4 protein-coding genes are annotated in these 13,942 nt (G+C 68.3%); 2 read left to right on the top strand and 2 right to left on the bottom strand.

Annotated elements, in window-relative coordinates:
• Positions 1-322: 322 nt before the first annotated feature.
• Together ACWD26_RS02865 and ACWD26_RS02860 are read left to right on the top strand one after the other, a co-directional pair.
• A complete protein-coding gene (locus tag ACWD26_RS02865; protein WP_451265535.1) occupies positions 323-1,639 on the top strand; it encodes a hypothetical protein in 1,317 nt (438 codons plus the stop codon).
• 101 nt (positions 1,640-1,740) lie between these two features.
• Complete coding sequence (locus tag ACWD26_RS02860) at positions 1,741-2,346, top strand: hypothetical protein (RefSeq protein ID WP_451265533.1); 606 nt, start codon at positions 1,741-1,743, stop codon at positions 2,344-2,346.
• 403 nt (positions 2,347-2,749) lie between these two features.
• Here ACWD26_RS02860 and ACWD26_RS02855 read toward each other — a convergent pair whose 3' ends face one another.
• Both ACWD26_RS02855 and ACWD26_RS02850 read right to left on the bottom strand, forming a co-directional pair.
• Positions 2,750-3,271 (bottom strand): hypothetical protein, encoded by a 522-nt coding sequence (locus ACWD26_RS02855; RefSeq protein WP_451265531.1) that lies wholly within the window; start codon positions 3,269-3,271, stop codon positions 2,750-2,752.
• 5 nt (positions 3,272-3,276) lie between these two features.
• Positions 3,277-13,773, bottom strand: coding sequence for a LamG-like jellyroll fold domain-containing protein (locus ACWD26_RS02850; RefSeq protein WP_451265529.1), 10,497 nt, complete (start codon positions 13,771-13,773; stop codon positions 3,277-3,279).
• Positions 13,774-13,942 lie beyond the last annotated feature (169 nt).

The following is a 13,942-nucleotide window of genomic DNA, read 5'->3' as shown; positions in this document are numbered from 1 at the left end:
CTTCCCCGACTTCCTCGAAGCGTTCGCGGCGAGGCTCTACCCGTTGCCCGAGTGACGTAAGGACAGACATCGTCACGTTCGACGGACCGTCAGCACCCGTACAGCGAGCGGCCGTTACCTTGCCTCACCCCTCGGACGCCGACACGGGATCGAACCGGAAACACCATGACAAATCTCTTCATTTTGCCAGCGTTTTTTGCTTTCACAGGAACGAAACTTGACCAATTTATGGCCAACAGAGGCTTCGTTATGTCAAGTTGATCGGCGGCACGTGGGTCACACCACGTACGTCTGTCGTCAAGCAAGATTTGCAGGGGGACATGTGCACAGCAGAACGAGACGCCTCGCGGTCACCACGGTGGTCGCTCTCGCGATGACCGCCGCGGCCTGGCCGGCGGCGGAACCGATCGCCGGCTCGGAGACCGCCACCGGTGTCGTCGCGGCGGGAATGACAGCGAGCGGCGAAGTCGGCCCGGAGCCCGACTCGGCCGAACGCGGCCTCGGCCGGGCGGAGATCCTCTCCGACGCGCGGATGGCCGGTCAGCGCCAAGCCCAGGACACCGCCGACGCGATCGACATCGCGGTCCGGGAGAAGGGTCTGAAGGGCTTCACGGGCCTCACCGTGGAGCCGGACCAGGTGACACTCCATTGGAAGGGAAACGTTCCCGCACAGCTTCGGTCCATCGTCGACGACGCGGCCGTCCCGGTCACCGTCGAGAAGGCCGAGTTCTCGCTCGCGGAACTCGACTCCGCCTCCCGTGCCCTCGGCACCACCCCACCGTCCGGGCTCGCGGGCAAGGTGACGAGGGTGGGTCCGACGGCGGACTTCACCGCCATCGAACTGGCCACGGACACGTCCGTGGCCACACTGGCCGCACGCTCCGCGCTCCCCACGGAGACGGCGGACGGCATACCCATCCGCTACACCACCGAGGCCCGGTCCGAGTCCGTGAGCCGGTGGAACGACACCGAGCCTTTCTGGGGTGGCAACGCCATCGACCGGCTGGTCGACCCCATCTTCCGGACCTACAGCTACTGCACGACGGCGTTCCCCGTCCGCAGGAGCAACGGAACCGAGGGCATCCTCACCGCCGAGCACTGCGGCGCGAACAAGGAATGGCGGACCCCGCAGGGAGACCTCCTCGTCGGCAACAGCGACGCGGGCAGCAAGCCGCTGGACGCGATGGTGCTGACCGGCGCCACGTACGGCACGGCCATCTACATCGGCCCGACCGACTCCAACCAGGGCACCTATGTCGGCGCCGCCGCCAACCCAGGGGTCAACTCCTATGTCTTCGCCTCCGGCTCGTGGTCCGGCGCCTCGGTGCTGCGGGTGGAGAGCACCAACCAGTACCTGACCAACGCGGAGGGTGTCCTCGTCGGTCCCGGCTTCTGGGCCCTCAACGAGGAGGGCGACGCCACGGTCGGCGAGGGTGACAGCGGCGGCCCGGTCGCCGGAACCCACACCAACCCCGAGCGCATCACCGCACGCGGCCTGATCTCGCACATCGCGACGGGAAGCAACCTGGGCCCCTGCACCGGCCTCGACTCCGACGGACGGCAGTGCTCCATCCGGTCCTTCCACGTCAACATCGGGTCCATCACCAGCGGACTCGGTGTAACGGTCAAGACCGGCTGAGCCGGGTCGGTGTGCGGACACCGCCCGCGGCGTCCGCACACCGACCCTTTCCCCGCATCCCGCGCCCTCCCTGGGCGCCGCCCGAGAGCTAGCCTGAAACCATGAACTGGCCCCGTGCACCACGGCAGATGACCGCCCAGGCCGCAGCCCTGCTCCTGCTGGCGCTCGGCGCCACGGCCTGCGCCGGCGAGGCGGCCGACGCGCGGACGTCCTCCCCCCAGGTGGCGAGCCCGTCCCCCGGCAAGTCGCTGACCTCGAACCCCGGCACCGGCACCGGCACCGGCACCGGCACGGAGGATGCTTCCTCCACGGCCGACGCCGTCGCGGAGTTTGCGGGGGAGCGGTTCCCCGAACACTTCGCGGGCGTGGCCGTCGACGGCGCCACCACCGTCGTCCACCGGGTCCCGAGCGACGACTCCGCACTGGACGCGGCCGTGTCACGGCGCTTTCCCGGCGAACCCGTGCGGTTCGCGGACGCCCCGCGCAGCGCCAAGGAACTCGACGCCCTGACCCGCCGTATCGTCGGCGACAACGAGCGGCTGCGGAGCGAGGGCGTGCGCGTCAGCGCCGTGGGGCCGGACATGGTGCGCGGTGTCGTGGTCGTCAACACCGACGACCCGGCCCAGGCCCGTCCCCTACTCGAACAGCGTTACGGAGACGCCGTCACCGTCGAGGGCCGGGCCCCTGACGTTACCCCCGCCGGATAAGGAAGCCGACGCCCCCGCAGAGTCACGCGACGGCCAGTCCGACACAGCACGGGACATATCAGGCAAACAGCCGATCGCCGAGCCATCGCCAGCCCCGGAAGAAGCGAGGTTGACCGATCGCCCCGCGCCAATGCCGCCACGTATCCGATGGATTCCTTGCAATCCGGGGCTCCGCGTTTCACCAGCCTTGCAGGATGCCACGGCCATTGCTCCACGACCTCATTCACATGGATCTCCACCGCAAGTCAAAATCCTCCATTCTTCGGAGGCCCCGTCTTGGGGACCGCGCTCCTCGCCGGCCCCAGCATTCCGGTCAGGGAGTCGGTGAGATCACGCGGCATAGTCATCCTCAAAGGGGTGGACACCGACGTAACATCCACCCCCCTTCCGGTCTTGCAAACTGTCACACAAGGGGGCTGTCCGGCATGGACTGCCACTGAAGGTCCGTCACCGGCCACCCGCGGGGAAATCGATTCTCTTCCACAATCAACCGGAGAAGGCTCGTAACGCCACCTTCAATCCACATGAATTCGGGGCATTGGCGAAACGCTACGGCAACGTTCCACTGATCTGGTCCCGCCCCTGGAATGAGCAGACAGACATCCCCGTTCCAATCATGATACGCCCATGGAACAACACGGTCCCAGGATTCCCGGATTTCCTCCGGAATATTGCGGACATGTTCGTACGCTGCGTGAAAATCCCTTCGCTCCTCCTGCATGAAGTTCAGCAGCGAATCCGTCCCCACAGGATGCGGAACGAAGAGGTGCTTCCACAGAATTCCGTCTCCGTAGCCGTCCACGAGCGCCTTGTAGTCGACTGGAAGTTCCTGTCCGATCCAGTCCTCGACGATGCGCCACGAGTCCGGGGGGGCCGGCCAAAATCGCTCTTTTTCCCCCAGCAACGACTCCAGAGAGTCAGACATTCCACTCACTTTCTATAGATTTCCGAAGAACAGACAGGGCTATCTCCCGCCGCACTATTGATCACATAGCAGTCGACATCCATACCCTTGTTTCCACGCGCCTCGATATGAACGAGAGAGGGGATTCCCGACTTGGGATTCCCATAGACCGGTGTGACTTCGTAGTGCACGGCCTGGTCATCACGGACTTCGTTCGCTATGCGGTTTTCAATGGTGCTCATGGCTGGGCTGTTCGCGGCTCGGTGCAAGGGCACCAGGTTCCGCAGATCGGTTCCCGAACCCCCGAACTGGCAACCTGCGAGGTGACCTCGCGCACGATTGCGGCCTGGAGGAAGCTTCCAGTAGTCAGGGGGCGTCACCATACCGCTCTCGCAGTCCGCCTTCCACGCGGTCTTCGTGCCGTCGGCCATGTCATCGGCCCCGCCGAAGTCGGCGACGATACCGGTCGCGCGGCAACCGTCCGGCCCCTCACGAAACCGTTCGCGCGGAAGGTACTGAATGTTGCCAACCGCGTTCTCACCTGCCTGATCATCGCAGTTCTCCGGGCTCCTGGAATCACCGCCAGGGTTCCGGGCCTCGTCGAGGAAGGGGTCGGGCAGGTCGTCCGGAGTGAAGAGCGCGATCGCCGCGAGGTCGACCATGGCCTGAGCCGTGATCGTGGCGGCCACGCCCGCCCCCGAGGCGACGGACCAGGCGCCGGAGAACCAGATCGGTGCCACTGGCGGGCGGGTGGGCGCGGTGACCGGGTTGCTGCCGTTGTTGGGGTTCTGGTCGATCGGCGGCTTGGGCGGCTTCGTCGGTTGCGTCGTGCAGGACCCGTTGCAGACGTTGCGGGTGGCAGGTCCGGTGGTGCCTCCGGAGCCGTATCCCGTGTAGACGAGTGCGGTCCGTGCGGCCGGCTGTTGTCCGGAGAATCTGCGGGACTGGTTCCTGAGTGAGTCCGCGAGGCTGCCGGAGTAGTCGTGGCGCAGCCCTCCCCACGAACCGCCGCCCGACGAACTCAGCCAGTTGGTGAGCGCGTAGCCGACCGCGGCGTTGATACCGAGGATCGTCCCGCACGCCACCGCGCCCGTGATCGTCCAGCACAGCGGGAAGTGTCCTGTGGGGTCGGTGGCGTTCAGCGGTGTGGCGTTGGCGTACGCGTACCGGTTCCCCTGCACCGACGGCATCGGGTCAAGCTGCCAGGTGTCGCGGGACCCGAAGGAGCCCGTGCCCGGCTGGTACCAGCGGGCCGCCATGTTGACGTCGGCGGAGGCGGGGTCGGTGTAGCCGGACTGGTAGCCGACGGCGGGAGTGGTGCCGTTGGTGGCGGTCTCGGTGCCGAAGGGGTCGTAGGCGGTGGAGCCGTTGACCGCGGTGCCGTCGGGGGTGAGGCCGGCGACGAGGTCGGTGTGCTGGTCGGTCAGGGCCCACCGTTTGGTGGTGCCGGTGGAGGTGGAGAGGAGGGAGCCCGCAGGGGTGCGGTTGTACTGGCTGGTCCCGTCGGTGGCGAGGTTGTTGGAGCCTCCGTCGTAGGCGAAGGTCGTCGAGCCTCGGGTCTGGACGCGGTCGAGGGAGTCGTAGGAGTAGGTGACGCCGCTGTCGGTGATCTTCCGTTCGAAGGCGTCGGAGGTCAGGGTCCGCGTCGTACCGCTGCCGTTGTTCACGGAGGCAAGGGTGCCGCGCGGCGTGTAGGTGAACGTCCTCGCGCCGTCCGTCAGTTGGCGGTTGCGGGCGTCGAAGGTCGCGGAGACCGAGCCGGCCCTGGTGCGGTTGCCGGAGTCGTCCCACTCGTACGACGTCGTGATGGTGCCGTTCACCCAGGACGTCAGGCGGCCCGCGTCGTCGTAGCCGTAGGAGTTGTCCGCGGCACCCGCCGTGCCGGTGGTCTTCTTGCTCTTCAGACGGTTGTCGAGGTCGTAGGTGTAGTCGGTCGAGGCGATGGTGCCCGTGCCGTCCGGCAGGGTGACCTTGTCGCTCTTGAGGCGGCCGAGGTCGTCGTAGTCGTAGGTGCGACGGGTCGACTCCGTCCAGGTCGTGGAGCCGGACGGCTTGACCGCGTAGCGCTCCAGCTTCGGGCGTCCGGCGGCGTCGAAGTCGTACCAGACGTCATTGCCCGTGAGGGAGTCCCCGGCCCGGTCGAGGCGTCCGGCGCTGTCGTAGCCGTAGTCGGTGTTGCCGGCCTCGGTCTCGCGGTACGTCATGTTGCCATCGGCGTCGTAGGTGTAGTCGGCGCCGCCGCCGGCACCCGCCGCGGTCAGCAGTTGACCACGGTCGTTGTAGGTGTAGGTGTTCTGGGTGGCGCCGCCTGCCACGCCGACGACGGTGAGGCGGCCGGCCAGGTCGTACTCCAGGGTGCGGGCGGTGGTGGCCGCCTCCGCGCCGGAGCCGGTCTCCGCTGTCAGTCGGCCCAGGCCGTCATAGGTGCGCTCGCGCTTGACGCCACCCGGCAGCAGTTCACTGACGGGCTGTCCGGCCTTGTCGTAGACCGTGGTCCAGGTGCGGTCCGCCGCGTTCGGGGTGGCCGCCGTGGCGGGTTCGATCGTGGACTCGGGCAGGCCCCAGTTGTTGAAGGTGTAGATCGTCGCGTTGGTGCGGCCGTCGGTGAGACGGGTGCGGTTGCCCGCCGCGTCGTAGCCGAAGGTCGTAGTGATCGACTTGGTGGACGTGACCGGCTCCACCTGCTTGGCCATCCGGCCGAGCGCGTCGTACGTGTATGTCGTGCGCGTCTTCTTCTCGGCGGAGACCACGGCGGTGCGGTTGCCGTCGGCGTCGTACTCCTGGCCGGCCGTGCGCAGGGCCGTACTGCCCGTGCCGTAGTCGGTGCTGGCGGTGACGGCGCCAAGGGCGTTGTACGTGGTGATGGTCTTGCGGGCGGTGGCGTCCACGAGTTCGATCTGGCGGCCCAGACCGTCGTACCCGAAGCGCGTGGTGCCGGCCGCGTCGCTCACCGACGTGACCTCCGCCGCCGGGTTGTAGGTGGCCGACGTGATCCGCTCGGCGGGTGTCCTCGACACCGTCTGGTTGCCCGCGTCGTCCCACGTGTAGCGGGTGGTCAGGTTCTGGGTGGTCGGGTAGCGCTCGACGGTCGTCGCGGTCAGCTGCCGCCCGAGTTCGTCGTACGTGGCCTCGGTGCGGGCGCCGGTCGGGTCGGTCGCCGACAGTTGGAGGCCGGTGGGCGTCCAGGTGTAGACGGTGATCCCGCCGCCGTTGTGGGCGGTCGTCGGGCCGACCTGGATCTCGGAGCTGCCGCCGCCCTCCAGCAGCGCGGCGATGGCGTTGGCCGGTGGGTCGATCTTGCTGATCAGCCGGCCGAACTGGTCGTAGTCGTAGCTGGTGACCCGGCCCAGCGGGTCGGTGACCGACTCCTGGAGGCCGAGCGCGTTGTACGTGGTGCGGGTGGTCGCGGTGAGCTCGCTGCCGCCCGGCGGGGTGTAGCCGGGCAGCGTCACCGCGGTCGTACGGCCGAGCCGGTCGACCTCGGAGCGGGTGATCTGCCCCCGGGGTTCCTTGACCTCGGTGGGTTCGCCGAAGGTGTTGTAACCCGTGCGGGTCACCGGCTGCACCGCCGTGGCGGAGCCGCCGTTCTCCTCGGCCTGGACCTGCGGCGCGGTCTCCTGGACCAGGCGGCCCAGCTCGTCGTACCGGTAGGTCGTGGTGAACGCGGTTGCGGTCGCCCCCGGTTCGTTGCCGCGCGGGCTGACCGAGGTCAGCGGCAGACCGCGCCTGTCGTAGGTGTGGGTGGTGGTGTGGGTGCTGGTGCCGTCGGTGACGGTCCGCTTCTTCACGTTGCCCGCAGGGTCGTACTCGGACGTCGTGGTGAGCTTCTTGTCGCCGGTGATGGTCTGCGCCTGTTGCTTGACCCGGTCGTCTCCGTCGTAGGCGAGGGTCGTGACGCGGTCCAGGCCGCCGGGATCCAGCACGCTGCGCTCGGTGCGGCCCAGCGCGTCGACGGTGAACGTCCGTGTGGTCTTCCCGCCGCCGGTGACCTGCTTGGTCAGGTGACCCGCGGGGTCGTAGGTGTTGCTCTCCAGCACGATGTCGCGTCTGCTGCCGTCGGACTGGGTGACCTGCTTGGCGGTGGTCGTGGCCGCCAGGCCGTCGTCGAAGTAGGTGTGCGCGGTGGTCGCGCCCATCGCGTCCGTGGTGGAGGCGAGACGGCCGGCCGGATCGTATGCGTTGGAGACCACGACGAGGTCGCGGAGCGTGCCGGAGGGGTCGCCCCGCCAGTCGTCGAGCACCGTCTCGGCGTGCAGGCCGTTCGCGGTGTAGGTGTACGTGTAGTGCGTGTCGGCCGGGTCGGTCATGCCGTCGACGCGGCCCAGCTCGTCGTGTTCGAACCGGGTCGTGTTCAGCTCGGCGTCGGTGACGCTGTCGTTCAGGCCGTGCTCGTCGTAGTGGTACGCCGTCACGCGCTCGGTGTCGCCGCCGGTAGTGTCCTTGACGGTCTCGGACAGCAGTTTGCCGTCCTCGTCGTACGCGCGTTTGATCTGCGCGGTGTGGGTGGTGCCGGTGAGCTCGTTCTTCACCCCGGCGCCGGTCTCGGTGACGACGTGGGAGGCCGTGTCATAGGCGTAGGTCGTGGCCACGCCGCTCGGGTAGGTGTCGGAGACCTGGGTCTCGGAGATCTTCCGGCCCAGCCCGTCGTACGTGTACTTGGTGACGAGCCCGGAGGGGGAGGTCACCTCCGCCAGGTCGCCGTTGGCGTAGTAGCGGTAAGCGGTGACGGCGCCGCCGGGAGTGGTCTCCTTGTCCACGAGACCCGCCGGGACGATGCCGCCTCCGACCGCGGTCTCGGTGCCCGCCGTGTACGTCGTCGACGAAGCGCTGCCGTCGGCGCGGACCGTGCTGGTGGTCAGGCCCAGGGAGTTGTAGGTGAACGAGGTGCGGTAGCGGTCGTCCTTGTGGTCCTTGGAGCGCTGGTCGCGGACGGTCAGCGGCTTGTCGTTGCGCAGGTCGAGCGGGTTGGCCTCGTCGACGTGGTACGAGCTGAACGACGTCCAGCAGGAGTCGGCGTCCCGGCACGTGGTGGTCGACACGGTGTTCCCGCGCTTGTCGTGTCCGGTGATCGTGGCGTGACCGTTGGGGTCGGTGACGGTGTGCAGGTTGCCGCCGGTGTCGTAGGCGTAGCCGGTGACCGCGCCTGCCGCGTCGGTCCGGGACAGCACCCGCTGGCCGCGCAGCGCGTCATAGGTCGCCGAGCCGGTCTTCTGCTTCGGGTCGGTCACCTTCACCGTGGTGGTCAGCGTGGAGTCGGCCGGCTCGGCCTGCGCCCGGTAGTGGGCGGAGACCTGCTCGGCGGTGAGGGGGTGGCGGTACAGGGCGGCCTCGTCGAGGGTGCCCTGGTAGTAGTACGGGTCCGGGTCCACGCCCATCCAGCTCTCGCTGGCGTATCCGGCGCCCAGGTAGGCGTACGGACGGGACTGGTCGGAGACGGCGCCGGTGATCGAGCCGACCTTGACGCCGTCCAGGTACATGGTCTGGGCGGTGGCGTCGGCACTGAGCACCACATGGTGCCATGCGCCGTCGGTCACGGCCTGGGCAGTGGTGATGGGACCGGTGGCGCCGGTGACGCCGGCCCGGCGGAACTCACCGCGCAGCTTGCCGGCCTCGTCGATGTTGAGGACCGGACGGAACGAGCCGGGGACCTGGTCGATCGGCGCGTCCTGGAATCCGAGCAGGACACCGGTGGGCATGGAGGTGTTGAACCACAGCTCCACGGCGAGTTCGGTGGAACCCGCGAGCAGCGATCCGGGCAGTTCGGTGTAGGTGGTGCCGCCCGCGCCCAGCGCGGTGTCGCCGGACGGGCCGAAGATTCCGTCCGCGTCCAGCCCGGTGTCCGCCGCGTCGCTGTCCGGGCGGAAGGTCGCGGTCGCGTCCGAGCCGCCGAGTTCGCTCCGCAGAGCGGTACCGGACTCCTCGCCGAGCCGCCAGTAGGCGGCCGGGGTGTCCGCGACGGCCACGTTCCGGTACTGCGCGTCGCTGCCACTGGTCAGGTCCTTACGGGCCTGGAAATGTGTGGCAGGCGTGCTCGACCGCCCCGATACGGGGAGCCAGACAGAACCGGCCTGTGTGAACGGGACGATCGCCTTGTCGTAGAAGGCGACCTCGTCGATCTGCCCGGTGAAGTTGCGGTACCCACCTGCCTGGCCGTCCCAACCGCTCGAGGCGTAGCCACCGCCGATGAGGACATGGGGGTGGCGGACCGTGGGGACACCCGTCTGGTTGTAGCCCTGGGTGACGCCGTCCACGTAGAGGGCCTGGGCACCGGAGTTGCCGGTGAGAACGACGTGGTGCCACTTGCCGTCGGTGACAGCCGACCGGGACAGGATGCTGGTCGCGTCCGGTGAGAACTTGCCACGCAGTTTGCCGTCAGCGTCGATCACCAGCATGGGCCGCCAGCCGGTCGGGGTGTCGCCGAACTCGGTGTTCTGCATGGTGGCGAGGACACCGGGTTCCGTGGTCTGGAACCACAGCTCGACCGACATCGCGGTCGCGGTGCCGAGCGTCTCGGTGGGCACCTCCACGGCTCCGCTGCCGTCGAACTCGGCGGAGGTGTCGTCACCACTGGAGAAGATGCCCGGGCTGCCGGGGCGTGCGCCGTCCAGATAGCTGCCGTTCAGCTCCTCGCCCAGCGGGCTGACCGCCTCGGCTCCGCTGCGCTCACCGAGCCGCCAGTAGCCGGTGGCTCCACCGCTCTGGATCGTCCGCGCGTAGGAGGACGAGGCGTTGGAGTACGAGGGGGCCGAGACCGTCCACGTACCGCCATTGGCGTCCGTGTGCTCCTTCAGCCGTCCGGAGCCGGAGTCGTAGACGGCCGTGGCGTGGACCCGGCCCGACGGCAGCGTGACCTTGCTGACCTGGCCGACAGCGGCGCGGGCCGCGTAGTGCTCGGCGACCGTCGCGGCGTTCAACGGGTGTGCGTAGACGGCGACTTCGTCCATCTGCCCGGCGAAACGGTACTCGCCGGTGGCCACGCCCATCCAGCTGTCGCTGGCGTATCCGGCGCCCAGGAAGGCGTACTCTCGGGACTGATCGGCCACCGCGCCCGCGATCGAGCCGACCTTCTTGCCGTCGAGGTACAGCGTCTGCCCGGTCGCGGAAGCGGTGAGCACGGCGTGGTGCCAGGCGCCGTCCGTGACGGCCGTGGTGGTGGTGATCGGTCCGGTCGCGCCGGTGACGCCGACCCGGCGGAACTCGCCGCGCAGCTTTCCGGCCGCGTCGATGTTGAGGACCGGACGGTACGAGGTGGGCTTGTCGCCGAGTTCCTCGTTCTGGAAGCCGGCCAGTACGGCGGTGGCCTTGGTCGTCTTGAACCAGAGCTCGATCGTCGGGTAGGCCGTCGACTGGAGCGTGTCCGAAGGCAACTCGACCACCGAGTCGACTCCGTCGAAGCCGCCCGACGTGTCGGTGGTGCCGGCGACGGCCGAGGTGCCGCCCAGTGTCACGTCCCGGTAGGCGGCGTCGTTCAGGCCGGTGCGCGAGGGGGCGTCGCTTGCCGCCGTGGCGCCCTCGCTCTCGCCGAGCCGCCAGTAGGAGGTCGGTGAGGCGTCCAGAACACCGCTGCGGTAGACCGAGCCGGTGTCGTACGCGTACTGCGTGCACTTGGTGGTCGAGGAGGGCGGGCACACCTTGGTCAGACGGTCGCCGTCGTAGGAGTACGACCAGGTCAGGCCGGAGGCGTCGGGGCCGACCGCGCTCGTGGTCACCGTGGCGACGTGGCTGCCGGACCAGGTGAAGTTCAGTGAACGACCTGAGAGTTCGTCGGTGACCTTGGTGACGGGACCGCCGGTCTCGGTCTGGTGCTGAACCTTCTGGCCGCGCCCGGCGGAGTCGACGATCCGGGAGAGTACGCCGCTGGCCATGAAGTGGTGGACGCTGCCGGACCGTTCACGCAGCTGCCACGCCCCGCTCTGGTTCTGGAGGGTGAGCGAACCGCCAGCCGGGCTGGCGTAGGTGCCGTCGGCGTTCTTGCCGAAGCGCACCTGGGAGCCGTCGGCGAGGGTCACCAGGACCATGCCGGTCTCGGCCTCCTGGCGCAGCCGCATGTCCCAGCGGGTGGACCAGCCGGAGCCGAACGCTCCGTCAGCGCGGGGGTCGAGGGAGTTGTAGGTGCGGGTGACGGCCAGTTCCGGGCCCACGGTGGTGAGCGCGGCGTCCGTGGCGGCCGTGACGTAGTTGCCCGCCCGGGTACCGATCTCCTTGCCGCTGTCGGCTCCGCCCAGATGGCTGGTCACCGTCGGCTGCGGCACCTCGGTGCTGATCAGCGCAGCGCCCGGCCGCGCGGAGGTCTCGTCACCGTCGTACGCGTAGGCGTACCACGCATAGGTCTTACCCCAGGACAGCCAGCCCGACGGTACCGTCCACTGGGTCTCGTCGCTGCGCGTGCCCTTCTTGCAGTTCTTGCGGACGTCACTGCCCTCGACCTCGCATACCTCGAAGGTGTACTGGAGTGTGGCCTTGGGGTAACCGTCGATGTCCTTGCCCTTGGCCCACAGGGTCGGGGTCAGCGTGTCCACGACGGCCCCGCTGCCCGGGGACTCGGCGGTCAGTTGGGGAGGGATGTTCACCGCGGAGAACTTGATGGCGGGTCCGGGTACGCCGGCTGTGGTGAACCGGCTGACGCCGTAGTCGGTCATCGTCCACTGCAAGGTGTACGTGGCGGGCGCCAGAGGCGCGATCTTCGCGTCCACGGTCACGCTCTCGCCGGGCGAGACCGCCTCCGGCATCTCCGTGTACGCGATCTTGCCGCTGTCGTCGATCTCGACGCCCTTGGAGTCGTACAGGTTGTAACGCAGCTTGTAGTCGCCGCCCGCGGGCCATGTCTCCTGGCCCTGGTTCCTGATGGTGAGCTTCTGCACGCCCTGGGAGGTGGCGGTCACCGGAGCGGTGAAGTCACCCATCGTGTAGGTGGCGCCGTACTTCGTCCAGGTCACGTCCAGGCTGGGCTTGCCGTTCGGGTAGTCGTCGGAGCCGAACTGCTTCCAGCCCTTGGAGTCGCTGGTGGACGCCTTGACGGCGAGGCCGTAGTTCTTCTTCCGGGCGTGGGTCCAGTCGTTGACCAGCTTGCGGCCGGCCGAACCGAGCTTGATGCTCTCCCAGGCCGGACCGCACGACCACGTCTCCGTGCCCGACGGACGCCAGCCGTGCGCGAAGCTCTTCGAGGCCAGCGACGAACCGGTCGACGGGCCCGGGTACTTGGTGGTCGTGGACTCCGACCAGTTCGAGGTGATGGGGTGGACCGTCACCGGGCGCGCGGTGCACGACTGCGACCATGTGTTGTAGAGCGCGAGGTTGGTGTTGAGCACCCACGCGTTCTTCAGCGTGCTCTCCACACCGGCGAACCGCAGAAACGCGGCGGCCTTGTGGCTGCCGCCGTCATACGTGCCCACCTTGAGCACGGTGTCGCTGGAGAAGTTCTGGTTGTACGGGGACTGCACATAGGTCCCCGAAGTGGAGTCGAACGACTTGACCGACGGGTCGACACGCACGGGGAAGACCCGCTCCGGAGCCGACAGCCACTCCTCGTCCAGCTTCATGACCAGGACCTGACGGCCATTCACCTCGTCCAGGCCGTAGGTGACGCCCGAGGATATGGCGCCCTCGTTGGCGTCCTCGGCAAGGTTCGAGTCCTGCATCCACCCGGCGGGCATCCAGGCGCGCTGGTTGCCGTTGGCATCGGCGAACACCACGCTCCCGTGCTCGTCGATCCTCGCGGTCAGCCCCTGGAGTTCCAGTGGGAAGCGCCAAGTGGTGGGCCCGTCTTTGCTCTTGAGGACCAGAGTCTCCTTCACCGAGTCGCTACCGGAGATGAGCTCCAGGTCGGCGTCGCGGCGTACGTCCGGGTAGGTGATGACACTGCCGTCGGCCTGTCCGACGGCAGCGCTCGCACCCTCGACGGCGTACCCGATGGACAGACCGTCACCGACCTGCATACGCACCAGGGGATCGGCGTCCGCCGAGCCGGCGAAGTCGATCGGCGTCTCGGTGGAGCGAGTCTCCCAGTCCCCCTCCTCGGCGCTCATCGTCGTCGGGCCGGACTCCGCCTTGGGCACCAGCGTCGTGTCGATGTCCTTCCAGCTTCCGTCCTTCGCACGGAAGTTGACGGGCTCGCTGTAGAAGCGCGTGGTGTAGGTGCCGTCCTCGTTACGGAAGGTGCGCTCCCGCTCCTTGCGCCTGCCCTTGACCTCCTCGCTGCGCTTGGCGTCGAAGCCGTCGGTGGCGGGCGCGTCGGGCGCCGCCACCTGCTTCACGGACCCCGGCTCCGGCGGCTTCGGCGTACCACCCAGCTCGGTCGTCCCCGCGTCGCCCTCAACCGGAAGCTCGCCGCGGCCCTTGAGCGGCCCGTCGTTGCCGCCCTTGGCGGCCGCGTCCGTGGCTTCGGCGGAGGCCTTGTGGCTGCGCCCGTCAGCGCTGCCCCACTTCTGGTCAGGGGCACTTCCCGTGGAGGTGCTCCCGGACCGGTCGTTCCCGGAACGGCCGGTTGCCGCGACGGCGTGCTCCGTTCCCGTCAGCACAGCCATCAGGAGAGCGACAGAAACGACAAGCGGACGTGCCGGACGCACGGGACCCCCCACATCAATGATCAAAAGTAGGAGGCTTTATAGACATGTCCACAGAGTGCGCACAATAGGCTTACGCGGTTTTGCAATGATGAAGTGATAATGAACACGCCACAATTGGCCACTAATC

Source organism: Streptomyces sp. NPDC002787 (assembly GCF_053592095.1).
Note: the sequence above shows the minus strand (reverse complement) of the source record. Positions and strands in the feature narration are given on the sequence as shown.

Bases quoted from the DNA above. Each gene is read 5' to 3' on its own strand.
- ACWD26_RS02860 (WP_451265533.1), top strand. From the start codon at position 1,741: ATGAACTGGCCCCGTGCACCACGGCAGATGACCGCCCAGGCCGCAGCC.
- ACWD26_RS02855 (WP_451265531.1), bottom strand. From the start codon at position 3,271: ATGTCTGACTCTCTGGAGTCGTTGCTGGGGGAAAAAGAGCGATTTTGG.
- ACWD26_RS02850 (WP_451265529.1), bottom strand. From the start codon at position 13,773: ATGGCTGTGCTGACGGGAACGGAGCACGCCGTCGCGGCAACCGGCCGT.